A 24,193-nucleotide genomic window follows, 5' to 3' on the forward strand; every position below is an offset into this window, starting at 1 on the left:
GACTTCAAGGCGCTGCAGGACATGGGCGTCGCCGCCATCTTCACGCCCGGCACGGTGATCCCGGAGAGCGCCATCGTGCTCCTGGAGCGGCTGAACGAGCTGTTGGGCTACGCCCAGGAGCAGGCGGCGCAGTAGCGCCGCGCAATCGACGACGTCGCCCGGAACAGGCGCTCAGGGCCGCCGGTTGCAAGGGCGTGGGCGGGGGCCGACAGCAACCGCTGTCATCAGTAAATGAGGTCCAGCGATGTTCATCCTTCCCGAGCTTCCCTATGGCTACGACGCGCTCTCGCCGACCCTGTCGGCGGAGACGCTGCGCGTCCACCACGACAAGCACCACAAGGCCTACGTGGAGAAAACCAACACCCTGGCGCAGAAGGCCGGGCTGGAGGGACGCTCGCTGGAAGACGTGGTCCGCGAAGCCAAGCGGCGCGGCGACCAGGGCCTGTTCAACAACGCGGCCCAGGCCTGGAACCACGCCTTCTTCTGGAACTGCATGACCCCGCAGAAGGCGCGCCCCTCGGGCGGCCTCGCCTCGGCGCTCGACCAGGCGTTCGGCGGCCTGGAGGCGTTCAAGAAGGCGTTCGTGGAGGCCGGGGCGAGCCACTTCGCCTCGGGCTGGGTGTGGCTGGTCACCGGCTCGGAGGGGCTGAAGGTGGTCTCCACCCACGACGCCGACGACATCCTCGTGCGCGACGGCCTGTTCCCGCTGCTGGTCTGCGACCTCTGGGAGCACGCCTACTACCTGGACTACAAGAACGACCGTGCGGGATTCCTGAACGGCTGGGTGGGCGAGATCGCCAACTGGGCGTTCGCCGAACGCCAGCTGGCCGCCGCGAACGGCCAGGGCCAGGGCTACCGCTATCCCGCGGCCGTGGATGGCGAGGGCCGGACGAGCCGGGATCAGGGCGAGCAACGGCCGACGGCGTAGCTTGCGGGTCCCCTCCTCCTCGCTGGAGGAGGGGACCATGCATCGGCCGAAGTCGATTTGATGCGTCGCAAAGGCCCTCTCCCGCGATCGCGTTAAAGAGGTCGGGACTGAACGGAGACGGTTCAGATGCTCGACTTCGCCCGCGCCCGTCAGCGGATGGTGGAGCGGCAGGTCGCCGCGCGGGGCGTCCATGACAGCTCTGTCCTGGAGGCGATGGGCGAGGTCCCACGCGAAGCCTTCGTGCCGAGCGGCATGGAGGAGTTCGCCTACGAGGACTCGCCGCTCCCCATCGAGGCAGACCAGACCATATCCCAGCCGTTCATCGTCGGCCTGATGATCGAGGCGGCCCGCGTTCGGCCGGGCGAGCGGGTGCTGGAGGTGGGCGCGGGCTCCGGCTACGCCGCCGCCGTGATGAGCCGCATCGCCGAGGACGTCTATGCGATCGAGCGGCACGAGGAGCTCACCCGGCTCGCCCAGGGCCGCCTCGACCGGCTGGGCTATCACAATGTGCACCTGAAGACCGGCGATGGCACTCGCGGCTGGCCCGAAGCGGCGCCGTTCGAGGCCATCCTGGCGGCGGCCGGCGGACCGGCCGTCCCCGCGGCCTTGCAGGCCCAGCTGGCGATCGGCGGCCGGCTGGTGATGCCCGTGGGGGCGGAGCCGCGGCGGCAGCGGCTGATCAAGATGACCCGCACTTCCGAGGACCAATTCGCAGTGGAGGACCTGGGCGAGGTCGTCTTCGTGCCGCTGATCGGCGACGAGGGCTGGGCCTCGGAGACGCCGGCGCGGCCGCCCATGCCCGAACCTCGCAGCTTCCGCGAGCCCGCCCGCCCGGTCTCGCTTCCGGAGATGATCCGCGCCGCCGCCGAGCCCCTGCCCGAGCTGCACGATCCGGCGTTCGGCGCGCTGATCGACCGCTTCGCCCAGGCCAAGGTCGTGCTGCTCGGCGAGGCGAGCCACGGGACCTCGGAGTTCTACCGGGCGCGGGCGGCGATCACGCGACGCCTGGTCGAGACGCACGGCTTCCGCATCGTCGCCGTCGAGGCGGACTGGCCGGACGCCGCGCACATCGACCGCTATGTTCGCGGCGTCCCCGCCCCGAGGCACGACGAGCCGCCGTTCCGCCGCTTCCCGACCTGGATGTGGCGCAACACCGACGTCGAGGCCTTCATCGAAGGGTTGCGCGAATGGAACCTGGCCCGCCCCGCGGCGGACCGCTGCGGGTTCTACGGCCTCGACCTCTACAACCTCTCCGCCTCGATCCGAGCCGTCCTGGACTACCTCGACCGGGTCGACCCCGCGGCGGGCAGGATCGCGCGGTCGCGCTACGCCTGCCTGACGCCCTGGGCCAAGGAGCCGCAAACCTACGGCCGGCTGGCGCTCTCGTCAGGCTACCGGGCCTGCGAGGAAGGCGTCATCAAGACCTTGCGGGAACTGCTTGAAAACCGGATGGAATATGCCCGCGCCGATGGCGAGCGCTTCCTCGACGCTGAAGGCAACGCGCGGCTCGTGAAGAACGCCGAGGCCTATTACCGGGCCATGTACTACGGCTCGGCCGAGAGCTGGAACCTGCGTGACACGCACATGTTCGAGACGCTCTGCAGCCTGCTGGACGCCAAGGGACCGGACGCCAGGGCCGTGGTCTGGGCCCACAACTCGCACATCGGCGACGCCTCGAAGACCGAAATGGGGATCGAGCGCGAGGAGCTGAACATCGGCCAGCTCTGCCGCGAGCGGTTCGGGCTCGACGCCGCCCTGATCGGCTTCGGGACGCATTCGGGCACGGTGGCCTGCGCCGAGGACTGGGACGAGCCGATGCAGGTCAGGCGGGTGAGCCCGTCGCTGGAAGACTCCTACGAGCGCATGGCGCACGACGCCGGCGTCAGCCGCTTCCTCCTCGATCTGCGCGACGGGGTGCACGACCCGCTGCGCGTCCGCCTGCTCAGCCCCCGGCTCGAGCGGTTCATCGGGGTGATCTACCGGCCGGAGACCGAACGCTGGAGCCACTACGCGGCCTGCTCGCTGCCGCAGCAGTTCGACGCCTACGTCTGGTTCGACGAGACCCACGCGGTGACGCCGCTGGTCACCAGGGCGCGCGCTGGCGCGGAGGACACCTATCCCTTCGGATTGTGAGCCGCGCCGCAAGGAACCCACCGTGCCGGGCTGCGGTTGAGGCGCCGAACGCCGGGGGACGCCATCAGCTCGACGGAGGCATCGATGAAGATCTCTGACTGCATGACCCGCGACGTCCAGCTCGCCCGGCCCGACATGTCGCTGCACGAGGCGGCGAAGATGATGTCGGACTGCGGCACCGGCGCCCTGCCTGTCGAGGAGAACGACAGGCTGGCCGGGATGGTCACCGACCGCGACATGGCGATCCGCGGTCTCGCCAAGGGCCTGGGACCCGACGCCAAGGTGCGCGAGGTGATGAGCGGCGAGATCCGCTACTGCTTCGAAGACGACGACGCCGACGACGCCCTGCAGATGATGGGCGAGCAGCAGATCCGCCGCATGCCGGTGCTGAGCCGCGAAAAGCGCCTGGTCGGCATCATCTCCCTGGGCGATCTGTCGAAGGGCGAGCGGCCGCAGCGCACGGGCGAAGCGCTGTCCGGCATCTCCCGCGAAGGCGGCCAGCACTCTCAGACGGCGCACTAGCTCGCCGACGGACGCGGACCCGGCCCACACGAGCGGATCGGGTTCGCGTCCGAAACGGCCTGATGTCCGCGACTCCGGCGGGGGAGCTCTGCCAGACGGCTGAAACTTCCGCTCGACGCGTCGATGAACAAATGACACGCTACGGTATCGTTTCCTAAAATGGGAGCCGTCCCGTGTCCCCGGTCCGCCGCTACCACCCTCTTCTCGTCGGCCTGCACTGGCTGATGGCGTTGCTGGTCATCGCCACCCTGGCGCTCGGCGCGCTCAAGATGGCGCCGCTCGCCAACACCGATCCGATGAAGATCGAGGCCTTGCGCGCCCACATGGCGGGCGGCGTCGCCATCCTCGTCCTGCTCGCCGGCCGATTCATCACCCGACAGACGACCGCCCGGCCCGCGCCGCAGAGCGCGGGGCTCGAGGCCTTCGACCGCATCCGCCCGCTCGCCCACGCCCTGCTCTACCTTCTCATTCTCGGGATGACCCTGAGCGGGCTGACCATGGCCCTGCAGGCTGGCCTGTTCGACATCATCTACGGCGGGCGCGGGCGCCTGCCGCCCTCGCTGTGGATCTACCCTATCCGGTCGGTCCACTTCTGGATCTCGCGCGGATTGATGCTCGTGATCGGCCTGCATTTGTCGGCCGTGGGCTATCACCAGTTCGTCCTCAGGGATGGACTGATCCGGCGGATGTGGTTCGGCCGGCGCCGGGCGCGCGTGGCTACAGACCTCGCAGGGCCCGATCCGCAATCGTCCGGGCGGCCTCGCGCGTCAGCGGCTCGCGGCTGAACCAGCGGCGATAGAACAAGGGCCCCATGATCGCCCCGATCAGGTCCGAGGCCGCAACGTCCTTGGGGAGCTCGCCTTTCGCCTGGGCGCGGCCGACGACCTCGTGGAAGGCGGCCATCATCTCGTCGTGCAGCCTGGCGTGCAGGGCCGCCAGCTCCGGATCGCGTTCGGCGGCGTCGATCACGGAGGGCAGGACGGACGACCAGCGTCCCGTGAGTCGGTCGGCGATGGATTCCGCGAGCGCGGCCAGATCGCCCGCGACGCTGCCGGTATCGGGCGCCTCGGGCCGTGCGGTGAGCTGGGAGCACGCGTCGAGCAGCAGGGCCGCGCGTGTGGGCCAGTGGCGATAGATGGTGGTCTTCGCTACACCCGAGCGTCGCGAGACCTCATCGACGCTCACCCCGCCCAGGCCAGCTTCGGTCAGCAGGCCGAAAGTCGCCGCCATAACGGCCTGCTTGGAGCGGCGCACTCTTTCGTCAACGCGGTTCGGATTGTCGATCGCCAAGGATTGACGGCTCCAATAACGATACGATACCGTATCGTATATCAACCAGGAGGCATGTCATGCGACTGCAGCAGACCCGGCTCGTGACGTCCGATGTACCGCGGCTGACGGCGTTTTACGAGGCCGTGACCGGCGCCTCTAAGGGCGTGGCCACGGATGCCTACGTCGAGTTCGCCAGTCCCGCGCAGGGACTCGCCATCGCCGGAGGCCAGGCCGGGCGTGTGTACGGCGAGGGCGTGGTCGCCCCGGCCCAGAACCGCTCGGCCATCCTCGACTTCGAGGTGGCCGACGTAGACGCAGAGTACGAGCGCCTGAGGCCCATCGTCGCCGATTGGGTCATGGCGCCGACGGTCATGCCCTGGGGCAACCGAGTGATCGTGTTCCGCGACCCCGACGGCAACCTCATCAACATGTTCGCGCCGGCGGACTGAGGATGCGCGCCACGGCTCAAGACCGCGCCGGCTGGATGGCCCGCCTGATGCTGCTGGCGGCCGGTCTCCTCTATGTGCTGATCGGCTCGAAATTCGTCCTGGACCCCGAAGCGGCGGGCGCCGAGTCCGGCTACCGGTTCGCGGCAGCCGTGGCGCGCACCAACCTCAGGGCGGGGGTCGGCGGCTTCCCGCTGGGCGTCGCTGCGGCCCTGCTCTACTGCGCCGCCTCGCCCGCACGGACCCTGGCGGGCCTCAAGCTCGCAGCCGGCGTAACGGGCGTCGTGCTCGCGATCCGGCTCGCGAGCGCCGCAAACGACGGGGTGGTGGGCGACGCCGCCAAGCTCCTGGCCCCGGAGTCCATCGTGACCGTTCTCACCGGCACGACCGCGCTTCTGCTCGCGCGTCGAAACGCTGCAAAAGCTGGTGGGGACACCGGGATTTGAACCCGGACGGGCGATGCCCGAGCGATTTTAAGTCGCTTGCGTCTGCCAGTTCCGCCATGTCCCCGCCGGCCAAGGCTTATCCGCCGCCGCGCATCGGGTCGAGGGCCGCCTCGGCGCACATGGGCCTTGGAAGCCCGGCCGCGCGGGAACATGCTGCGCCCCCTCTCGTCTAACGGAACGCGGAGAGGGAGATCATGGCGGCGCAAGCGCAAACCAGCGGGCCGGACCTGGCGCGGGGCGTGGATCTCGGCGAACTCGCCGAGGGTCAGCCGCTGCTCGGCCACGTCGGCGACGACCCGGTCATGATCGTGCGGCAGGGCGAGGAGATCTTCGCCATCGACGCCAGCTGCACCCACTATGGCGGACCGCTGGCCGAGGGCCTGCTGGTCGGCGACACCGTCCGCTGCCCCTGGCATCACGCCTGCTTCAGCCTGAGGACGGGCCGGGCGCTCCGGCCGCCGGCGCTCAATCCGGTCGGTTGCTGGCGCGTGGAGCGGCAGGGCGAGCGCGTGCAGGTGACGGGCCGGCTCGAGGCCGCGCCCGCCACGCGCCGTGCGCCGGCGCCCGGCGAGCCGCGATCGATCGTGATCGTCGGCGGAGGCGCGGCGGCCGCGGCGGCGGTGGAGACCCTGCGGGCGGAAGGCTACGGCGGCCGGATCACGATGATCAGCGCCGACGCCTCAGTCCCCTATGACCGGCCGAACCTCTCCAAGGATTACCTGGCCGGTTCGGCGCCCGAGGAATGGATCCCGCTGCGCAGCGAGGAGTTCTACGCCGACCTGGGCGTCGAGCTGCGCCTTTCCACGGATGTCACCGACCTCGGCCTTGGCGAGCGCGCCGTGGTCACCCGCGACGGCGGCAAGTTCGGCTACGACGCCCTGCTGCTGGCGACCGGCGCCGAGCCCGTCCGACTGCCGCTGCCGGGCGCGGACCAGCCGCACGTCCACTACCTGCGCACGCTCGCCGACAGCCGCGCGATCATCAAGGCCGCCGAGAAGGCCAAGCGCGCGGTGGTGCTGGGGGCGAGCTTCATCGGCCTCGAGGTCGCCGCCTCCCTGCGCACGCGCGGCCTGGAGGTGCACGTCGTCGCGCCCGAGAAGGTCCCGATGGAGCGCGTCCTGGGGCGCGAGGTGGGGGCGTTCGTCCACAAGCTGCACGGGGGAAAGGGTGTGATCTTCCACCTGGGCAAGACCGCCCAGGAGATCCAGGACCTGCAGGTCCTGCTGCCCGATGCGGAGACCATCGCGGCCGACCTGGTGGTGATCGGCGTCGGCGTCAGGCCGAACATCGCGCTGGCCGAGCGCGCCGGGCTGGCGATCGACCGCGGCGTCGCGGTCGACGAGTTCCTGCAGACCAGCCGGCCGGGCGTGTTCGCCGCCGGCGACATCGCCCGCTGGCCGGATCCGCATTCGGGCGAGCGGATCCGCGTCGAGCACTGGGTGGTCGCCGAGCGTCAGGGGCAGACCGCGGCGCGCAACCTGCTGGGCCGTCGCGAACCGTTCGACGCCGCGCCCTTCTTCTGGAGCCAGCACTACGACACGCCGATCCTCTATGTCGGCCACGCCGAGAGCTGGGACGAAGCCCGCATCGACGGCGACCTCACCGCCGGCGACGCCCGCGTCGACTACCGCAAGGGCGGCCGCACGTTGGCCGTCGTCACCATCGGCCGCGATCTGGAGAGTCTGCGGGCGGAGCTTGCGATGGAAAGAGGCTCGCTCTAGGCCCGGACCAGCCGGACCCGCGTCCCGCAGAGCACGACGTTCCCGTCGGCGTCCGTGCAGCCGCGCGCCTTGGCGCGGGCGCGCACCGCCTCCGGATCGCGCACCGCGACATCGAAGGTTCCCAGCCCCTCGCCGCGGCCATCGGCGGGCGCCGTGAAGCGGATCTCGCCGCCGTCGACGGCGATGCGCCAGCCGCCGTCTGCCTTCTCGCGCGGGCGGTCGAGCACGGTCGCCCATTTCTGCGAGACGGCGTCCGGATCGTCGGTCTGGATCTCGCAGCCGCGGATCTCCGCGGCCACGTCGGTCTTCACGTGCTCGCGCCAGTGCGGCCCGCCCCACTCCCACCGCGCCTGCGGCTCCATGGCGTCGATGGAGACGATCGCGCCCGGCACGTCCTTCGGATGCAGGTGGGTGAACGAGGCGCCGTTGCGGTCGGCCTGGTCGGCGACCCGGACGCCCTGCGCCGCGATCCGCGCGCGCGCCCTGGCGAGATCGTCGGTCTGGAAGATCGCCATATAGCCGCCGTCGCCGCCGCGCTTGTCCAGCAGCCGCCCCGCCGTGGTGCCGGCCTCCTTCGGCGAGACCACCTCCAGGAAGGTGTCGCCGATCGGCCAGACCTGGTTCCGCAAGCCATACTTGCCGACGCCGGGATCGGCATACGCCTCGCCAAGCCCCAGCACCGCGACGATGTCCGCCCGGATCGCATCGAGATCGCTGCCGACGAGGGCGATCTGCCGAAGCCGCATCATGTCCGCTTCCCCTGCATGAGCCCTTCTACGGGCCGAGCTTGCGGCCTATCACTCTAGAGGAGGAACGCCGCAAGGAAACCAAGCCATGGGCAAGATCGACACCGGGACCAACGACCTGCTCGCCGACCTCGACGGCGGCGTGCTCACGCTCACCCTCAACCGCCCCGAGGCGCGCAACGCCATGAGCGGCCCGATGAACGACGCGCTGGCCGCCCAGCTCGCCTGGGCCGAGCTCGCGCCCGAGGTGAGGGTCGTCGTCCTGACCGGCGCCGGCAAGGGGTTCTGCGCCGGCGGCGACGTGAAGGGCATGGACAGCCGCAACACCGGCTCCGGCCAGCCGGTCTCCATCGACCAGGCGATCCACAACCAGCGGGTCAACCAGCGCGCCACGGCGGGCAAGCTGTTCAGCATGCCGAAGCCGACAATCGCCGCGCTGCCGGGCGCGGCGGCCGGCGCGGGGCTTTCGCTGGCGCTCGCCTGCGACCTGCGGATCATGGCTTCGAACGCCATCATGACCACCGCCTTCGCCCGGGTCGGCTTCTCCGGCGACTACGGCGGGACCTACTTCCTGACGCAGCTGGTCGGGTCGGCGAAGGCGCGCGAGCTCTACTTCCTCTCCGAACGGGTCAGCGCCGAGGAGGCGCTGCGGCTCGGGCTCGCCAACTGGGTCGTGGAGCCCGACGAGCTGCAGCCCAAGACGCGCGAGATCGCCGGCCGCCTCGCGGCCGGACCGACCGTCGCCTACCGCTACATGAAGGAGAACCTCAACCGCGCCATGGCCGGCGAAGTCGACGATTGCCTGGACCTGGAGGCCACGCACCACGTCCATTGCGGCCAGACCGCCGACCATCGGGAGGCCGCGCGCGCGTTCGTCGAGAAACGCGAGCCGGTGTTCGCCGGCCGCTAGGCGCCTGATGAGCGGCATCGCCTTCGTCGGCTGCGACGGCGCGCCGGCGCGCCCGCGCGCGGCGCCCGCCAGCCGTCCGAGGGCCGCGCGCCAGGAGGGCGGCCCGCGACGCGTGATCGACGTCCACGCCCACTGCGCCTTCCCGCAGGCCATGGCGCTGATGGGCCTCCGCTATCCGTCCCACGCGCATCCGGGACTGCCGCAGGTGCTCAAGGTGGAGGAGGACCAGATCCCCGCCCGGGTGGCGGCGATGGACGCCCAAGGGATCGACATGCAGGTGCTGTCGATCAACCCGTTCTGGTATCGGGCCGAGCCGGACCTCGCGCGCGAGGTCGTGCAGATGCAGAACGAGGCGCTCGCCGAGGTCGTCGGGCGCCGCCCCGACCGCTTCGCCGCGCTCGCGAGCGTGGCCCTGCAGCACCCTGAACTTGCCGCCGAGCAGCTGGAGCACGCGGTCCGCAAGCTCGGCCTGAGCGGCGCGATGATCGGCGGCAGCGTCGAGGGCCAGGAGCTCGCCGATCCGGCGTTCGACCCGTTCTGGGCCAAGGCCGAGGCGCTGGGCGTCCTGGTCTTCATCCATCCGCAGGGGACGCCTGAGCTCGCCAAGCGGCTCTCCGGCAGCGGCGGGCTGGGGAATGTGATCGGCAATCCGCTGGAGACCACGATCGCGCTCTCGCACCTGATCTTCGAGGGGACGCTCGACCGCTTCCCGGGCCTGAAGATCCTCGCGGCGCATGGCGGCGGCTACCTGCCCGCCTACGCGGCGCGCTCCGACGCCGGGATCCGCACGTTCCCCGGCACCTACACGACGCCGCTCAGGAAGCCGCCCACGGCCTATCTGAAGAACCTCTACTACGACACCATCGTCTTCACGCCGGAGGCGCTGCGCCACCTCGCCGCCGAGGTGGGCGCCGACCGGCTGATGCTGGGCACCGACTTCCCCTACCCCTGGACCGACCGGGCCGTGGCGCACATCCGCGAGACGGCGGGCCTGACCGAAGCCGAGCGCGCCTCGATGCTGGGCGATCTCGCCGCGCGCCTGTTGGCGATCGAGGTCGACGGCTAGACCTCCATGGGACCGACGACCTCGCCGGTGTGCTCGCCCAGCACCGGCGCGGGCCGCCGGAGCGCCGGACGGCGAGCGTCATAGGTCCAGGGCGAATTGGCCATCAGGTGCCGGCCGACGTAGCGGCGCTCCATGTGGTCCCAGAACCCGCCGGCCAGGAGCTGCGGATCGCGCGCCAGGTTGGAGGCGCGCTGCACCGGCGCGGCGGGCACGCCCTCTCCCTGCAGAAGGGCCGCGGCTTGCTGCGGGGTCTTGAGCACGGCCCAGGCCGCAATCTCCGCCTCGATGTCCTCGGCGAGGGCGGCGCGGCGAGGCGCAAGCGCGAGCAGCGGGTCCGCCAGCCAGTCGTCGCGCCCGAGCGCCCGGCAGAGGCCGTCCCAGGCATGCTCGCCGTCGACGGCCAGGGCCACCCACTCATCCTCGCCGTCGCAGCTTGCGACATAGACCGGCGACATGCGGCCGCGACGGTTTCCGGTGCGCGGGACCGGGGCGCCGGAGAGCTGCTCGGCGATGATCGCGTCGGCGCCGAATTGGAACAGGCAGGCGGTCTGCGCCAGGTCGATCTCCGCGCCGCCCAGCCGGCTGCGCGCGTGCAGGGCCGCGAGGATCGAGCCGGCGGCGTAGAGCCCGGCCAGGGGATCGCCATAGGCCACGTGCTGCAGGCAGGGCGCCCAGTCCGCCTCGCCGTTCATGTATGGCAGGCCCGACGCCTGCTCGACGGTCGAGCCGTAGGCCCGCAGGCCCGACAGCGGGCCGCCATTGCCGAACGCCGGCATCGAGACGCTGATCAGGCCCGGCTTCAACCGCCGCTGCTCGGCCTGTCCCAGCCCCAGCTTCTCCATCACGCCGGCCGCGAAGTTCTCCAGCGTCACGTCGGCGCGGGCGACGAGCGCCTTGGCGGCCGCGAGCCCGTCGGGCCTGGTCAGGTCCAGCGCGATCCCGCGCTTGTTGACGTTCACGCAGAAGAAGTTGTGGCGCAGCTCGGTGAGCGGCGGATCGCCGCCCTCGTCCGGCTCCCATCCGCGCCACCAGTCGGGATGCGTCTCGGACTCGACCTTGATCACGTCGGCGCCGAGATCGGCGAGGGTGCGGCCGCAGATCGGCCCCGCCCAGCCCATCCCGAAGTCGATGACCTTCAGCCCGCTGAGCGGGCCGGCCGGACCTCCCCGGGGCGTGGGCTGCGCGACGCCGTCGAAGCGCATCCGGAACGGCAGCGAAGGCCCCTCGACGCCGCTGTCGTCGAAGCGCGCGAAGGTGTGCCGCGCGCGCCAGTGCGCCATCTGCGGCAGCTCGCCGGGACGCGGCATCGGCGTGGTGGGCACCCGCGCCTTGTCGCCAAGCGCCACCCATTCCGCGGTGGTCCGGGTCAGGAAGTCCGGCGCGATCAGCGCGTCGACCTCGTCGGCCAGCAGCAGCCGGTCGACCGTGGTGGCGAAGCGCGGATCCTCGGCGAGCTCGGGCCGCCCGAGCATCCCGACCGTGAGCGCCCGCCACTGCGCGGGGATCAGCGCCGTGACGCCCACCCAGCCGTCGGCGGTGCGATAGCTGGTGCAGGGATAGGTGGGCGCGAAACGGTTGACGCCCCAGCGGTGCGAGGTGACGCCCTCGACGTGGGCGCTCATCGCCCCGGTCTCGGTGAAGCACATCGCCGCCTCGAAGACGTTGACGTCGATGCGCGAGGGCCGCTGGGCCCTCGGCAGCAGCAGGGCCGCCGCCGTCGCATTGAACGCGGTGAGGCCTGCGGTGAGCTGCGGGCCGTGGCCCTGAGCCAGGACGGGCGGGCCCTCCTGCGGCCCGAAGGCGTAGGCGAGGCCGACCAGGGCCGAGATGATCTCATCCGTCGCCCGCCAGCTCGCATAGGGCCCGTCGGACGCGAACCAGGTGAGCGCGAGCCGCACCGCAGGCTCCGGAAGGCTGCGCGCCACCGGCTCGGCCGCGGCGATGCCGGTCCAATCCTGTCCGGCGATGATCAGATCGACTGCCCCGTCCGGCGCGTCGGATCGCCGCTTGCCGGCGTCGAGCCAGCGGCCGTAGGCCTCGCCGGCGGAGCCGGCATAGCCCAGGCGCACATCGCCGGCCTGGGGGATGAGCGTGGTCACCTCCGCCCCGAGCTGGGCGAACAAGCGACCGCAGTAGCGGACCGCGACCTCGCCCGAGGCTTCCAGGATCCGCAAACCTTCCAGCGGCCGCTCCATGGCCTGCTCTCCTCAGTCGGCGGGCGACAGCAAGCCCTGGAAGAACGGACGCACGTAATGGTCGGCGGCCGCCTCCGGCGTCAGGCCCGGCGCGAAATAATGCAGTTCGGCGGCCGCATTGATCATCGCGGTGATCATCTGGGCGGCGACGTTGACGTCGATCGGGCGGATCGAGCCGTCGCCGATGCCGTCGGAGATGATCGCGGCGAAGCGGTGCGAGATGCGATCGAACTTCGCCATCAGCTCCGGCTGCAGCGCCTCCGGCGCCGTCGTCATGGCCGAAGCGCGCAGGAGCGGCGCGGCCCCGCGGAGCTGGTACTCGACGAGCGCGGAGGACAGCGACACCAGCACCTCCAGGGCCGAGCCGCCCGCCGCCTCGGCCGCCCGGATCGCCCGCCACATGATGTCGAAGGCCCGCTGGAAGCAGGCCATGACCAGCTCGTCCTTGGTCTCGTTGTGATGGTAGAACGCGCCCTTCGAGACCTTCAGCCGGGCGGAGATCCGCTCGACGGAGGCGCCGTGGTAGCCCTCGGCGTTGATCAGCTCGGTGGCGGCCCGCAAGAACAGCTCGGAGGACGCCTGCGCGGACGGGTCGTCGGCGTGGGTGAGATCGAGCGGCCGGCGCTGCGGCCAGGGCTGGCCGGGGGCCGCCAAGCCCTCGGTGATGATCGCCGTCATGCGTGCGGCGGCGCGGCCGTAGTCCGCGAACTCGAAATCCTTCAGCCAGGCCACCGCCCAGAAGATCTCCGACAGCAGGAGGTGCGTGCGGGCGTTCCGGTGCAGCCTAGGCAGCGATGCGCGATCGGCGTCGTCCAGCAGCTCGCGCGCGTGGCGGAACAAGGCTTCATAGGTCCCGTTCACCGCCGCCGAATTGAGCGCGCGCATGTCGTTGAAGACCGCGATCCGCTCGGCCTCGCCCGCCTCGCAGGCCTGCTTGAACGCGAAGAAGGCGCCCACGAAGGCGGCGATCCGCTCGCGCGCCCTGGGCTGCGCCAGGCCCGCCGCGATCAGCGCCTCGAAGCGCGCGATCGCCTGCAGGAAGCAGGCGGCGGCCAGCTCCTCCTTGTTGCGGAAATAGTAGATGACGGCCGTCGGGACGAGATCGAGCTTGGCGGCCACTTCGCCGAGCGTCATGCCGCGCAGCCCCTTGCGGTTCAGCTCCTCCACGGCCGAGGCCAGGATCGCCTTGCGCCGAGCCTCGTAGCGGCGCGTGGGCGTCCGCGCAGCCGCCGGCAGGGTGGCGGCCTCGCCATCGGCTGCTGCGATCATGGAGCCTCCCCACTTCAAGCCGCCGGCTGCGGCCGCCGCCACGCCCCGCGTCCACTCTAGAGCGAGGTCCTGCCCTCACGGAAGCCCCAAGCGATCCCTTGAGTCCGCGCGCTGGCCCGCGCCGCCTCGATTTGAAATGACGGTCTGGACTCCGAGGGCCGCCGCTACGCCGCCTCGACCGCGCGCACGTTCGCGATCCCGGCCGCGTTCAGGACGCCGATCAACTCGACGACCGTGGCCTCCACCTCGGCGGCGTCGCGGCCCCGGAGCACCAGGTTGGAGCCGTAGCCGTCCTGGCCGTAGAACGGGTAGCTGCCAAGCGACATGGCGGGGTGCGCCTTGGCCACGGCCTCCAGGGGCGCGGCGATGACGCCCTCGCCGGATCCCTCGACGCGCACCGTGCGGGAGATGGTGACTGCGCCCGGCCGCATGCGTGGGCCCACGTCCTCGAGCATGCCGCGCATCACCATCGGCACGCCCGCCAGCACGAACACGTTGCCGATGGTGAAGCCGGGCGGCCCCTGGATCGGGTTCTTCACCAGGCTTCCGCCCACCGGCACCCGCGCCATCCGCCGCCTGGCCGGCGTAAGCTCGCCGCCCCAGCGGGCCTGCATCATGGCCAGAATCTCCGGGTGCTCCGCGAGCTCGACCTCGAAGGCGGCGGCGACCGCCTCGGCGGTGATGTCATCGTGGGTGGGCCCGATGCCGCCGGTGGTGACCACATAGTCGTAGCGGGTGCGAAGGGCGTTCAGCGCCGCCACGATCTCCGCGTGGATATCGGGGACCACCCGCGCCTCGGCGAGGTCGACGCCGAACGTCCCGAGATAACGGGCGATGTCGCGCAGATTGGTGTCCTGGGTGCGGCCGGAGAGGATCTCGTCGCCGATGATCAGCACTGCGGCCGTGACCCGCTCAGCTGCGCCGCTCGCCATCCCGCACCGCCTCGTCTGCGCCTGCCCGATCCTCCCCGACCGAGTAACGCCGCACGCCGATGCTCTGCAACCGCCACGCGGCCGATGGCGCCGCGGCTGCAAGATGATGAAGACAAGCGCGGCCCCGCCCGGCATGCTCACGCCGAGGATCGTTCGTGGGGGAATGCATGCGCAGGTCGAGCTGGCTCGGGGTGGCCCTGGCGATGTCGCTGGCGGCCGGGGGCGTCAAGGCGGCGAGCGCGCCAGCGGCAGGGACGACGGGCATCGACCCGGGCAACATCGACCACAACGTGCGGCCGGGCGACGACTTCTGGGGCTATGTGAACGGCGGCTGGGCGCGGGGCCAGGCGATCCCGCCCGATCGCTCCTACTGGGGCGACGCCGCGCGGCTGAGGGAGCAGAGCGCCGCGCGCGTGCGGGGCATCCTCGAGGGCGCCAAGGCCGCCACCCCTGAGGCGCGCAAGATGGGCGCGTTCTACGCCGCCTACATGGACGAGGCCGCCATAGAGGCGAAGGGGATCGCGCCGCTGCGCCCGGACCTGGCGCGCATCGCGGCGCTGAGAACCCCGGCCGACATCGCGCGGTTCATGGCGGACTTCGAACGGCGGCAGCCGCTGACCGCAGCGATCGGCGCCCAGTCGGTGTTCCCGATCTCACCGGGCGTCGGCGCCGACCTGAAGGACCCGACCCGGAACACCTTCGGCCTCAGCCAGGGGGGGCTCGGCCTGCCGGACCGTGACTACTACCTCTCCACCGACCCCAAAATGGCGGCCGCGCGCGAGGCCTACCGAGTCTACCTGGCCCGCCTGTTCACCCTGACCGGCTTCGGCCAGCCGCAGGCGCGCGCCGACCGGGTGATGGCGTTCGAGGCCGACCTCGCCAAGGGCCACTGGGCCCGGGCCGACCTGCGGGATTTCGACAAGACGTACAACCCGATGACCGAGGCGCGGCTCGCGGCCAGCGCGCCCGGCTTCGACTGGTCCGGCTACCTCCTGAAGTTGGGCGTGCCGGGAATCAATCCGATCATCGTCGGTCAGCCGACGGCCATGACCGCCTTCGCCAAGCTGGCCGCGGCCACTCCCGTCCAGACCTGGCGGGACTATCTCGTCGCCCACGTCGCGAACGCCGAGGCGCCCTATCTGACGAAGGCGTTCGTCGATGCGGACTTCGAGTTCCACGGCAAGGCGCTGTCCGGCGTGCCCGAGCTGCGCGCGCGCTGGAAGCGGGCGGTCGACCTGATGAACCTCTGCATGGGAGACGCGATCGGCCGGGAGTATGTCCGCCGCTATTTCCCGCCGCAGGCCAAGGCCCAGATCGAGGCCATGATCGGCGAGATCAAGACGGCGTTCGCCCACCGGATCGACCGGCTCACCTGGATGGCGCCGGAGACCAAGCTGCGGGCCATGGCCAAGCTCGCCGCCTTGAAGGTGGAGGTGGGCTATCCGGACAAGTGGCGCAGCTACGCCGGACTGCAGATCCTGCCGGGGGACCTGTACGGCGACGTGAGCCGGTCGGGCGCCTTCGAGCAGGCCTACCAGTTCGGCAAGCTGAAGCACCCGGTGGACCGCTCGGCGTGGGGCTTCACGACCGAGCCGCAGACCGTCAACGCCTTCAACTACGGCAACCTCCTGAAGCTGGCCTTCCCGGCCGGCTATCTGGCGCCGCCATACTTCGATCCCGCGGCCGACCCCGCCGTGAACTATGGCGGCATCGGCTCGACCATCGGCCATGAGATCAGCCACAGTTTCGACGACCAGGGGGCCAAGCTCGATGAGCGCGGGCGGCTGATCACCTGGTGGACGCCCGCCGACGCCGCGGCGTTCAAAGCCTCCACCACCGCCCTCGCCGACCAGTTCAGCGCCTACGAGCCGCTGGCCGGCGTGCACGAGAATGGCCGCCTGACGCTGGGCGAGAACACCGGCGATCTCGGGGGGCTGGTGGCGGCGCTCGACGCCTACCACGCTTCGCTCAAGGGCCGGACCGCCCCGGTGATCGACGGACTGACCGGGGACCAGAGGTTCTTCATCGCCTACGCCCAGGCGCACCGCTGGATCTATCGCGAGAACTTCCTGCGCCAGGTGCTCGCCACCGACCCGCACGGCGCCGATCCCTACCGCGCCGACACCGTGCGCAACGTCGACGCCTGGTACGCGGCGTTCGACGTGAAGCCTGGAGACAAGCTCTACCTGGCGCCCGATCAGCGCGTGCGGATCTGGTGAGCCGCTCGCCGCGACGTTGCGGAGCGCCTCGGTGAGCCGCTAATCGGCGCATGGACTTCCCTTCGCCGCTGCTGCCCGGCCGCCTGCTCCGCCGCTACAAGCGCTTCCTGGCCGACGTGGAGCTGGACGGCGGCGAGGTGGTCACGGCCCACTGCCCCAACCCCGGCGCGATGATCGGGCTGAACATGCCCGGACTGACATGCTGGCTGTCCAAGTCACCCGATCCGAAGCGCAAGCTGCCCTACACATGGGAACTGGTGGAGGTTCCGAACGAGATTTCGGGCGGTTTTGTAACCTGTGGCTTGAACACCCTGCATCCCAACCGGCTGGTCGCAGAGGCGCTGGCGGCGGCTGCGATCCCGGAGCTCGCCGGCTACGCCAATCACCGGCGCGAGGTGCGTTACGGGACCAACTCTCGGGTCGACTTCCTGCTCACCGATCCCGAGCGGTCCGCCTGCTGGCTGGAGGTCAAGAACGTCCATCTGCGCCGGCAGGGCGCGCTGGCGGAGTTCCCGGACTGTGTGGCGGCGCGCTCCACCAGGCACCTGCGGGAGCTTGTTGCCCGGGCCGAGGCCGGCGAGCGGGCGGTGGTGCTGTTCGTCGTGCAACGGACCGACTGCGAGGCGTTCGCCGCGGCCGCCGACTGCGATGCCGCCTTCGCCGCCGCGCTGGCCGATGTCGCGGCTCGCGGGGTGGAGGTCCTGGTCTACGGCTGCGAAATCACGCCCGAGCGGGTGCGCATCGCCCGGCCACTGCCATGGATCGACCCGGGCGCGGGCCTGCGGCGTTGAACTCTCGGGCAACCGTTGTCACATAGGCTCTCACCAGGAGCGGGCCGGCGCGGACCCGCGGAGCAGGTCATGGCTTCCACCGACATCCTCGACGCCGAGCACCGCACCGGCCGCATCAAGGTCCACAAGCCCGAGGACTTCGAGGGCATGCGGCGCGCGGGCCGCCTGGCGGCCGAGTGCCTCGACATGCTGGTCCCGCACGTGGTTCCAGGCGCCGTCACCGACGATCTGGACCGCATGGCGCGGGAGTTCATCCTGGACCACGGCGCGCTGCCCGCCTGCCTCGGCTACCGCGGCTACACCAAGACGCTCTGCATCAGCCCCAACCACATCGTCTGCCACGGCATCCCGGGCGAGCGGAGCTTGCGCGAAGGCGACATCGCCAACATCGACGTCACGGTGATCGTCGACGGATGGCACGGCGACACCTCGCGCATGTACGGCGTCGGCCAGATCGCGCCGCGCGCCAAGCGGCTGGTCGAGGTCACCTATGAGGCGCTCGAGCGCGGCCTGGCTGCGGTGAAGCCCGGCGCCACGACCGGCGACATCGGTCACGCCATCCAATCCTACGTCGAGAGCATGCGCTGCTCGGTGGTGCGCGACTTCTGCGGCCATGGGGTCGGGCGGGTGTTCCACGACGCCCCCAACATCCTGCACTTCGGCCAGCGGGGAACCGGCGAGGTGCTGAAGCCCGGCATGTTCTTCACCATCGAGCCGATGGTGAACCTGGGCAAGCATCCGGTGAAGCTGCTGGCCGACGGCTGGACCGCGGTCACCCGCGACAAGTCGCTGTCGGCGCAATGCGAACACTCGGTGGGCGTGACGGAGGCGGCCTACGAGGTCTTCACCGTCTCGCCCGCAGGCCTCTTCAAGCCGCCGCTGCAGTCAGCGTAAGCTCGCGCCCTCGCCGTCCGCGAGGGGACGCATGTTCGAGCACTGGGACAGCTTCTACCTGCTGACCGGCGGCGCGGCCGGCGGGCTGATCGGCCTGCTGTTCATCGTCGCCACCCTGACCAAGGGCGCGCAGGACGCCGACAGCGCGCTCCGCGGCGCCTCGATCTTCATGACCCCGATCGTGGTCAACCTCGCCGTCGTGCTGGCGGTGAGCGGCGTGGCGGCGGCCCCCGGCCTCACGCGAGCGGAGAACGGCGCTCTCCTGGCGCTCGCCGCGGCCATCGGCGTCTTCGCTTCGGGCTGGGTGATCTTCCATATCGGGGTGAACCGCACGCTTCGGGCGGCGCATTGGACGGACATCTGGTGCTATGGCGCGATGCCGCTCGGGGCCCACGCCCTGCTCGCGGCCGCGACGGCGGCGATCTGGCTCCGGCCCGACTGGACCGCGCGGGGCGTGGCCGTCAGCCTGATGGCGGTGCTGCTGATCGCCATCCGCAACGCCTGGGACCTGGTGACCTGGATCTCGGCCAAGGCGCCCGGCCGGCCCGCCGGCGAGACCAGCTAGGGCCTTCTCAGCGCTGGTTACGTTTTCCTCACTTGCCAGCGTCGCCGGAAACGGCTCACCTCTCCGCAACCTGGAGTGGGACGGCCGATGCTTTCAATTCGCGACCTGACGCACGTCTATGCCAACGGCACGCGCGCGCTCGACAACGTGACCCTGGAGATCGGGGCCGGGATGTTCGGCCTGCTCGGCCCCAACGGCGCCGGCAAATCCACCCTGATGCGCGCCGTGGCCACCCTGCAGACCCCCACCTCGGGACAGATCCGCTTCGGCGACATCGACGTGATCGCCGAGCCCGAGAAGCTTCGCCGCACGCTGGGCTACCTGCCGCAGGACTTCGGCGTCTATCCGCGGGTGTCGGCGTACGACCTGCTCGACCACATGGCGGTGCTTAAGGGGGTCGCCTCGCGCGGCGAACGGAAGGAAACCGTCGAGTCGCTGCTGCAGCAGGTGAACCTCTGGAGCGTCCGCAAGAAGGCCGTCGCGGGCTACTCGGGCGGCATGCGCCAGCGGTTCGGCATCGCCCAGGCGCTGATCGGCCGCCCCAGCCTGATCATCGTCGACGAACCCACGGCGGGTCTCGACCCGGAGGAACGCAACCGGTTCCTGAACCTGCTCGCGGAGATCGGCGAGAACGTCGTGGTCATCCTTTCGACCCACATCGTCGAGGACGTCTCCGACCTCTGCCCGAGGATGGCGATCATCGCCGACGGCAGGATCGTGCGCGAGGGCTCCCCCGCCGAGCTGATCGAATCCCTGCGCGGCCGCATCTGGACCAAGACCATCGACAAGGCGGAGCTGGACCCCATGCGCGCCGCCCATCGGGTGATCTCCACACGGCTGTTCGCCGGCCGCACCGTGGTCCACGTGCTCGCCGACGCCTCCCCGGGAGCGGGCTTCACCGCCGTCTCCGGCGGGCTGGAGGACGTCTACTTCTCCACCCTTGCCGCCCGCCAGGCGGCCTGAGACTCGAGCTCGGCCATGTTCTTCAAGATCGCGGGCTTCGAGTTCCGCTACCAGACGCGCAACCCGGTCTTCTGGGTGGCCGTCGTGCTCTTCACCCTGCTCTCGTTCGGCGCGGTCGCCTCCGACAACGTGCAGATCGGAAATACGGCCAACATCCACAAGAACGCGCCGTGGGTGATCGCCCAAACGAGCCTGATCTTCGCGGTGATCTACATGTTCGTGACCACCGCGTTCGTGGCCAATGTGGTGATCCGCGACGACGAGACCGGCTTCGGGCCCATGGTGCGCGCCACGCGGGTCTCGAAGTTCGACTACCTGTTCGGCCGCTTCACCGGCGCCTATCTGGCCGCCACGCTGTCCTTCGCAGCGGTGCCGCTCGGCATGTGGCTGGGCTCGCTGATGCCGTGGGTCGACCGCGAGACGCTGGGGCCGACGATGCCCGGCGCCTACCTTTACGCCTTCGCCTGGTCGGCCAGCGTGCTGTTCCTCTCGTCGGCGATCTTCTTCGCGCTCGCCACCGTCACGCGCTCGATGATGTGGACCTATGTCGGCGTGGTCGCTTTCATCGTGCTGCGCTCGATCTTCGGGCTCCTGCTGTCGCGCCAGGGCTTCGAACAGACCGCGGCGCTCTGGGAGCCGAACGGGGTCTCGGCCTTCGGGCTCGCCACCCGCTACTGGACCGCCAGCGAGCGCAACGCCCTGCTTCCGGCGATCCAGGGGCTGATCCTCTGGAACCGCATCATATGGACCGTCATCGGCGTGGGATTCCTGGGCCTCGCCTACGTCCTGTTCCACTTCGAGACCGGCCGCGCCTCGAAGCGTCAGCGGCGGGAGGCGAAGCTCGCCGCGGGCGCCGCCGAAGTCGCCGCCGCGCCGCAGGCGGGGGCCCTTCCCTCGCCGCGCTTCAATGCCGCCACCGCCTGGGCGCAGCTCTGGGCGCGGACTCGCCTCGACATGGGCCAGGTGTTCAAGAGCCCGGCTTATTTCGTGCTGCTGGCGCTGGCGGCCCTGCTCTCGGTCGTCAACCTGTGGCTCTCCACGGACGTGAGCCTTTACGGCGGACGCACCTACCCCGTGACGCGCGTCATGATCACGGCGCTCAACGGCATCTTCTCGGCCATGGTGCTGATCATCGCCATCTACTATGCGGGCGAGCTGGTCTGGCGTGAGCGCGAGCGGCGGACGGCGGAGATCATCGACGCGACGGCGACGCCGGACTGGGCGTTCGTCGTCCCCAAGACGCTGGCGATCTCGCTGGTCCTGATCTCCACCTTCGCGATCAGCGTGGTGGTCGCTGTGATCATCCAGCTGATCAAGGGCTTCGGCGACCTCCAGCTCGGCGAATATCTGCTCTGGTGGCTGATCCCGCAGTCGATCGATGCGATCCTGCTCGCGGCCCTGGCGATCTTCATCCAGGCCCTAAGCCCCAACAAGTTCATCGGCTGGGGCGTGATGGTGGTCTATCTGATCTCCAACATCGTGATGACCAGCCTGGGGCTGGAGCACAATCTCTACACCTATGGCAGCGGCCCGAACGTGCCGCTCTCCGACATGAACGGCCAGGGCCGCTTCTGGCAGGGCGCCTACTGGTTCCGGCTCTACTGGTCGGCGTTCGCGCTGATCCTGCTGAGCCTCGCCTACGGTCTCTGGCGACGCGGCACGGAGCCTCGGCTCGGGCCGCGGCTGCGCCGCCTGCCCGCCAGGCTGAAGGGCGGCGCGGGCGTCCTGCTGGGCGGGGCCGTCCTGGTGTTCGCGGCGAGCGGCGTCTTCATCTTCATCAACACCGACGTCTGGAATCCCTACCGCACCCATCTGGACGCCGAGCGCTTCCAGGCCGACGCGGAGAAGGCGTTGTGGCGCTACGCCGCCACGCCCGAGCCGACGATCACCGGCGTCAAGCTCGACGTGCAGCTCTTCCCGCGCGGCCCCAAGGTGGAGACCACGGGAAGCTATGTGATCGAGAACCGCACCGGCGCCCCGCTCTCCGAGGCGCATATCGGCTTCGGCGACCGCGACCTGGAGGTGAGGTCGCTCACGATCGAGGGCGCCCATGCGGTCCGGCAGGTGAAGCCGTTCAGCTTCTGGATCTTCGCCTTCAACCAACCCATGCAGCCTGGCGAGCGGCGCACGGTGAGGTTCCAAACGGTCCGCGAGCAGCGCGGATTCGCCAACCGCGCCAACCTGACGCGGATCGTCCGCAACGGCTCGTTCATCAACGACACCGAAGTGACGCCCGGCTTCGGCTTCGACCGCAATGCGGTGCTCACCGACCGAACCAAGCGGCGCAAGTATGGCCTGCCGCCGGAGCGACGGATGCCGAAGCTCGGCGACCCTGCGGCGACCCGGTTCAGCTTCATCCGACACGATTCCGACTGGGTGACCTCGGATATCACGCTGACCACCGACGCCGACCAGGTTCCGATCGCGCCGGGCTACAAGGTCTCCGAGACGACCGCGAACGGCCGCCGCACGGCCCGCTTCGTGACCGAGACGCCGATCCTGCACTTCTTCTCGATGCAGTCGGCCCGCTATGCGGTGAAGACGGTGACCTACAAGGGCGTGGCGATCAGCGTCTATTACGATCCCAAGCATGCCTGGAACGTCGACCGGATGATCAAGACCGGCGAGGCCGGCCTCGACTATTACCAGGCGAACTTCAGCCCCTACCAGTTCCGCCAGCTCCGGTTCCTGGAGTTCCCGGCCTTCCAAGGCAGCTTCGCCCAGTCGTTCGCGGGCACCGTGCCGTGGTCCGAGGGACTGGTGTTCATCGCCGACGCGCGCGATCCCGAGAAGATCGACATGGTGACCTACGTCGGCGCCCACGAGCTCGGCCACCAGTGGTGGGCGCACCAGGTGATCGGGGCCGACGAGCAGGGTGCGACCATGCTCGACGAGACGCTGGCCCAGTACTCGGCGCTGATGGTCATGAAGCACATGTACGGGCCGGACATGATCCGGAAGTTCCTGAAGTACGAGCTCGACAGCTACCTCAAGTCACGGGGCGGCGAGGTGGTCGAGGAGCTGCCGCTCGAGCGGGTGGAGAACCAGCCCTACATCCATTACCGCAAGGGCTCGCTAGTCATGTACCTGCTGCAGGACAGGATCGGCGAGGAGGCGGTGAACCGGGCGCTCAGGAAGTTCCTGCACGACCACGCCTTCAAGGCCGCGCCATATCCGACGTCGGCCGAGCTCGTGGCGGACTTCCGCGCCGAGGCGCCGGCCGACAAGCAGCAGCTGATCACCGACCTCTTCGAGCGGATCACGCTCTATGACCTGAAGGCCAAGTCGGCGAGCTACAAGAAGCGCCCCGACGGCCGCTATGACGTGACCCTGACGCTGCAGGCCAGGAAGATGTACGCCAACGGCCAGGGCAAGGAGACCGAGGCGCCCTTGAAGGACGAGCTGTTCGACATCGGCGTGTTCACCGCCGAGCCCGGCAAGAAGGGCTTCACCCCCAAGGACGTGCTGGCGTTCCAGACCGTGCCTGTGCGCTCGGGCCAGCAGACCGTGACGCTGACGGTCGCCAGGCCGCCGAAGTTCGCCGGCATCGATCCCTACAACAAGGAGATCGACCGCAACTCCGAAGACAACGTGGTGAAGGTGACCGGCGCCTAAGCCGCGCCCTCAGGCGCGCGCCATGAACTCGCCGCTCGCGGCGTCGACCATCCCACCCAGGTGCTGCAGCTGCCAGCGCATGAACAGCCGCCCCAGGTGCAGGCCGAACAGCACCAGCATCGCCGCGTTGCCGGAAAATGTGAGCCACAGATGGGACGGCAGGCTCCTGGCGCTGACGTGCTCGGCGAACTGGCTGATAATCATCAGCGTCATGCCGCCGAACAATACGACCTGGCTGGCGATCTCGGCGCTGCTTTCGAGGCGCTGGACGGGGCTTCCGGGCGGGCTGGCGCGCCTCTGGCGCAGGCGTCGGGCCATCAGGTGAAAGGTCATCCCGGCGCCGCCGAGGATGATCAGGAATCCGATCCAGTTCGTCACTTCCATCCAGGGCATTCGCCGTCTCCTCCGCGAACGAGGGTTCGAACGGATCGCGCGTTTCGCTTAATTTACTCGGACAGAACATTGCAAACACCCATTAACCCTGCCGGGCGCTTCGCAAGTGCGCGCTCGATGGTCGGCGCTGAAATTCTGAGGGCGGCAGGATCCGAGATTGAACTGGA

21 protein-coding genes and 1 tRNA gene are annotated in these 24,193 nt (G+C 70.0%); 15 read left to right on the top strand and 7 right to left on the bottom strand.

The annotated features are described in order from the left end of the window. The first annotated feature begins 244 nt into the window (after positions 1 to 244). The 4 genes from Q0W60_RS03805 (at position 245) to Q0W60_RS03820 (ending at position 4,368) form a co-directional block, all read left to right on the top strand. Positions 245 to 928, top strand: a complete 684-nt coding sequence (locus Q0W60_RS03805) for a superoxide dismutase (RefSeq protein WP_297692726.1) — start codon at positions 245 to 247, stop codon at positions 926 to 928. Between the two features lie 126 nt (positions 929 to 1,054). Next, on the top strand, positions 1,055 to 3,061 hold the full coding sequence (locus tag Q0W60_RS03810) for a protein-L-isoaspartate(D-aspartate) O-methyltransferase (RefSeq protein WP_297692728.1): 2,007 nt from the start codon (positions 1,055 to 1,057) through the stop codon (positions 3,059 to 3,061). An 84-nt stretch (positions 3,062 to 3,145) separates the two neighbouring features. After that, positions 3,146 to 3,583: a CBS domain-containing protein gene (locus tag Q0W60_RS03815; protein WP_297692730.1), complete on the top strand. Its 438-nt coding sequence runs from the start codon at positions 3,146 to 3,148 to the stop codon at positions 3,581 to 3,583. Positions 3,584 to 3,756: 173 nt separating this feature from the next. After that, a complete protein-coding gene (locus Q0W60_RS03820) occupies positions 3,757 to 4,368 on the top strand; it encodes a cytochrome b/b6 domain-containing protein (RefSeq protein WP_297692732.1) in 612 nt (203 codons plus the stop codon). Here the strand turns inward: Q0W60_RS03820 and Q0W60_RS03825 are convergent. Then, complete coding sequence (locus tag Q0W60_RS03825) at positions 4,301 to 4,813, bottom strand: TetR/AcrR family transcriptional regulator (RefSeq protein ID WP_297692734.1); 513 nt, start codon at positions 4,811 to 4,813, stop codon at positions 4,301 to 4,303. The two genes, Q0W60_RS03820 and Q0W60_RS03825, sit on opposite strands and share 68 nt — an antisense overlap. A 119-nt stretch (positions 4,814 to 4,932) precedes the next feature. Between Q0W60_RS03825 and Q0W60_RS03830 the strand changes: the two genes are divergently transcribed. Continuing rightward, the gene (locus Q0W60_RS03830) at positions 4,933 to 5,304 is read left to right on the top strand and encodes a VOC family protein (protein ID WP_297692736.1); all 372 of its coding nucleotides are present in this window, start codon (positions 4,933 to 4,935) and stop codon (positions 5,302 to 5,304) included. Between the two features lie 2 nt (positions 5,305 to 5,306). Continuing rightward, positions 5,307 to 5,747: a DUF4345 family protein gene (locus Q0W60_RS03835; RefSeq protein WP_297692738.1), complete on the top strand. Its 441-nt coding sequence runs from the start codon at positions 5,307 to 5,309 to the stop codon at positions 5,745 to 5,747. Here the strand turns inward: Q0W60_RS03835 and Q0W60_RS03840 are convergent. Next, a tRNA-Leu gene (locus tag Q0W60_RS03840) sits at positions 5,726 to 5,811 on the bottom strand. The two genes, Q0W60_RS03835 and Q0W60_RS03840, sit on opposite strands and share 22 nt — an antisense overlap. A gap of 130 nt (positions 5,812 to 5,941) precedes the next feature. Between Q0W60_RS03840 and Q0W60_RS03845 the strand changes: the two genes are divergently transcribed. Beyond that, positions 5,942 to 7,468 (top strand): FAD-dependent oxidoreductase, encoded by a 1,527-nt coding sequence (locus Q0W60_RS03845; protein WP_297692740.1) that lies wholly within the window; start codon positions 5,942 to 5,944, stop codon positions 7,466 to 7,468. Here Q0W60_RS03845 and Q0W60_RS03850 read toward each other — a convergent pair. Further along, complete coding sequence (locus tag Q0W60_RS03850; RefSeq protein WP_297692742.1) at positions 7,465 to 8,217, bottom strand: VOC family protein; 753 nt, start codon at positions 8,215 to 8,217, stop codon at positions 7,465 to 7,467. The genes Q0W60_RS03845 and Q0W60_RS03850 overlap by 4 nt on opposite strands. An 85-nt stretch (positions 8,218 to 8,302) precedes the next feature. Between Q0W60_RS03850 and Q0W60_RS03855 the strand changes: the two genes are divergently transcribed. After that, a complete protein-coding gene (locus Q0W60_RS03855; RefSeq protein ID WP_297692744.1) occupies positions 8,303 to 9,124 on the top strand; it encodes an enoyl-CoA hydratase in 822 nt (273 codons plus the stop codon). 7 nt (positions 9,125 to 9,131) lie between these two features. Further along, complete coding sequence (locus Q0W60_RS03860) at positions 9,132 to 10,190, top strand: amidohydrolase family protein (protein WP_297692746.1); 1,059 nt, start codon at positions 9,132 to 9,134, stop codon at positions 10,188 to 10,190. Here the strand turns inward: Q0W60_RS03860 and Q0W60_RS03865 are convergent. The 3 genes from Q0W60_RS03865 to Q0W60_RS03875 all read right to left on the bottom strand — a co-directional run bounded on the left by Q0W60_RS03865 (position 10,187) and on the right by Q0W60_RS03875 (position 14,586). Further along, on the bottom strand, positions 10,187 to 12,385 hold the full coding sequence (locus Q0W60_RS03865) for a CoA transferase (RefSeq protein WP_297692748.1): 2,199 nt from the start codon (positions 12,383 to 12,385) through the stop codon (positions 10,187 to 10,189). The genes Q0W60_RS03860 and Q0W60_RS03865 overlap by 4 nt on opposite strands. 12 nt (positions 12,386 to 12,397) lie before the next feature. Then, on the bottom strand, positions 12,398 to 13,654 hold the full coding sequence (locus Q0W60_RS03870) for a TetR family transcriptional regulator (protein WP_297692750.1): 1,257 nt from the start codon (positions 13,652 to 13,654) through the stop codon (positions 12,398 to 12,400). 164 nt (positions 13,655 to 13,818) lie between these two features. Further along, positions 13,819 to 14,586 carry a molybdopterin-binding protein gene (locus Q0W60_RS03875; protein ID WP_297692752.1) on the bottom strand — a complete coding sequence of 256 codons (768 nt, stop codon included), beginning with the start codon at positions 14,584 to 14,586 and terminating at the stop codon, positions 13,819 to 13,821. A gap of 167 nt (positions 14,587 to 14,753) precedes the next feature. Here Q0W60_RS03875 and Q0W60_RS03880 point away from each other — a divergent pair, with 167 nt between their 5' ends. The 6 genes from Q0W60_RS03880 (at position 14,754) to Q0W60_RS03905 (ending at position 23,633) form a co-directional block, all read left to right on the top strand. Beyond that, positions 14,754 to 16,805 carry a M13 family metallopeptidase gene (locus tag Q0W60_RS03880; protein WP_297692754.1) on the top strand — a complete coding sequence of 684 codons (2,052 nt, stop codon included), beginning with the start codon at positions 14,754 to 14,756 and terminating at the stop codon, positions 16,803 to 16,805. A gap of 50 nt (positions 16,806 to 16,855) precedes the next feature. Next, positions 16,856 to 17,596, top strand: a complete 741-nt coding sequence (sfsA, locus tag Q0W60_RS03885; protein ID WP_297692756.1) for a DNA/RNA nuclease SfsA — start codon at positions 16,856 to 16,858, stop codon at positions 17,594 to 17,596. A gap of 69 nt (positions 17,597 to 17,665) precedes the next feature. Beyond that, the gene (map, locus tag Q0W60_RS03890) at positions 17,666 to 18,490 is read left to right on the top strand and encodes a type I methionyl aminopeptidase (RefSeq protein ID WP_297692758.1); all 825 of its coding nucleotides are present in this window, start codon (positions 17,666 to 17,668) and stop codon (positions 18,488 to 18,490) included. 31 nt (positions 18,491 to 18,521) lie between these two features. After that, positions 18,522 to 19,055 carry a hypothetical protein gene (locus Q0W60_RS03895; RefSeq protein WP_297692760.1) on the top strand — a complete coding sequence of 178 codons (534 nt, stop codon included), beginning with the start codon at positions 18,522 to 18,524 and terminating at the stop codon, positions 19,053 to 19,055. An 87-nt stretch (positions 19,056 to 19,142) separates the two neighbouring features. Further along, on the top strand, positions 19,143 to 20,018 hold the full coding sequence (locus Q0W60_RS03900) for an ABC transporter ATP-binding protein (protein WP_297692762.1): 876 nt from the start codon (positions 19,143 to 19,145) through the stop codon (positions 20,016 to 20,018). A gap of 15 nt (positions 20,019 to 20,033) precedes the next feature. After that, a complete protein-coding gene (locus Q0W60_RS03905; protein ID WP_297692764.1) occupies positions 20,034 to 23,633 on the top strand; it encodes a M1 family aminopeptidase in 3,600 nt (1,199 codons plus the stop codon). Positions 23,634 to 23,642: 9 nt separating this feature from the next. Here the strand turns inward: Q0W60_RS03905 and Q0W60_RS03910 are convergent, their stop codons facing one another. Beyond that, the gene (locus Q0W60_RS03910; RefSeq protein ID WP_297692766.1) at positions 23,643 to 24,026 is read right to left on the bottom strand and encodes a hypothetical protein; all 384 of its coding nucleotides are present in this window, start codon (positions 24,024 to 24,026) and stop codon (positions 23,643 to 23,645) included. Between the last annotated feature and the right edge of the window lie 167 nt (positions 24,027 to 24,193).

The organism is Phenylobacterium sp. (genome assembly GCF_025934275.1).
Taxonomy (GTDB): Bacteria; Pseudomonadota; Alphaproteobacteria; order Caulobacterales; family Caulobacteraceae; genus Phenylobacterium.

Coding starts and splice junctions, on each gene's coding strand:
- Q0W60_RS03805 (WP_297692726.1), top strand. CDS start 245: ATGTTCATCCTTCCCGAGCTTCCCTATGGCTACGACGCGCTCTCGCCG.
- Q0W60_RS03810 (WP_297692728.1), top strand. CDS start 1,055: ATGCTCGACTTCGCCCGCGCCCGTCAGCGGATGGTGGAGCGGCAGGTC.
- Q0W60_RS03815 (WP_297692730.1), top strand. CDS start 3,146: ATGAAGATCTCTGACTGCATGACCCGCGACGTCCAGCTCGCCCGGCCC.
- Q0W60_RS03825 (WP_297692734.1), bottom strand. CDS start 4,813: ATGGCGGCGACTTTCGGCCTGCTGACCGAAGCTGGCCTGGGCGGGGTG.
- Q0W60_RS03830 (WP_297692736.1), top strand. CDS start 4,933: ATGCGACTGCAGCAGACCCGGCTCGTGACGTCCGATGTACCGCGGCTG.
- Q0W60_RS03835 (WP_297692738.1), top strand. CDS start 5,307: ATGCGCGCCACGGCTCAAGACCGCGCCGGCTGGATGGCCCGCCTGATG.
- Q0W60_RS03845 (WP_297692740.1), top strand. CDS start 5,942: ATGGCGGCGCAAGCGCAAACCAGCGGGCCGGACCTGGCGCGGGGCGTG.
- Q0W60_RS03850 (WP_297692742.1), bottom strand. CDS start 8,217: ATGATGCGGCTTCGGCAGATCGCCCTCGTCGGCAGCGATCTCGATGCG.
- Q0W60_RS03855 (WP_297692744.1), top strand. CDS start 8,303: ATGGGCAAGATCGACACCGGGACCAACGACCTGCTCGCCGACCTCGAC.
- Q0W60_RS03860 (WP_297692746.1), top strand. CDS start 9,132: ATGAGCGGCATCGCCTTCGTCGGCTGCGACGGCGCGCCGGCGCGCCCG.
- Q0W60_RS03865 (WP_297692748.1), bottom strand. CDS start 12,385: ATGGAGCGGCCGCTGGAAGGTTTGCGGATCCTGGAAGCCTCGGGCGAG.
- Q0W60_RS03870 (WP_297692750.1), bottom strand. CDS start 13,654: ATGATCGCAGCAGCCGATGGCGAGGCCGCCACCCTGCCGGCGGCTGCG.
- Q0W60_RS03875 (WP_297692752.1), bottom strand. CDS start 14,586: ATGGCGAGCGGCGCAGCTGAGCGGGTCACGGCCGCAGTGCTGATCATC.
- Q0W60_RS03880 (WP_297692754.1), top strand. CDS start 14,754: ATGCGCAGGTCGAGCTGGCTCGGGGTGGCCCTGGCGATGTCGCTGGCG.
- sfsA (WP_297692756.1), top strand. CDS start 16,856: ATGGACTTCCCTTCGCCGCTGCTGCCCGGCCGCCTGCTCCGCCGCTAC.
- map (WP_297692758.1), top strand. CDS start 17,666: ATGGCTTCCACCGACATCCTCGACGCCGAGCACCGCACCGGCCGCATC.
- Q0W60_RS03895 (WP_297692760.1), top strand. CDS start 18,522: ATGTTCGAGCACTGGGACAGCTTCTACCTGCTGACCGGCGGCGCGGCC.
- Q0W60_RS03900 (WP_297692762.1), top strand. CDS start 19,143: ATGCTTTCAATTCGCGACCTGACGCACGTCTATGCCAACGGCACGCGC.
- Q0W60_RS03905 (WP_297692764.1), top strand. CDS start 20,034: ATGTTCTTCAAGATCGCGGGCTTCGAGTTCCGCTACCAGACGCGCAAC.
- Q0W60_RS03910 (WP_297692766.1), bottom strand. CDS start 24,026: ATGCCCTGGATGGAAGTGACGAACTGGATCGGATTCCTGATCATCCTC.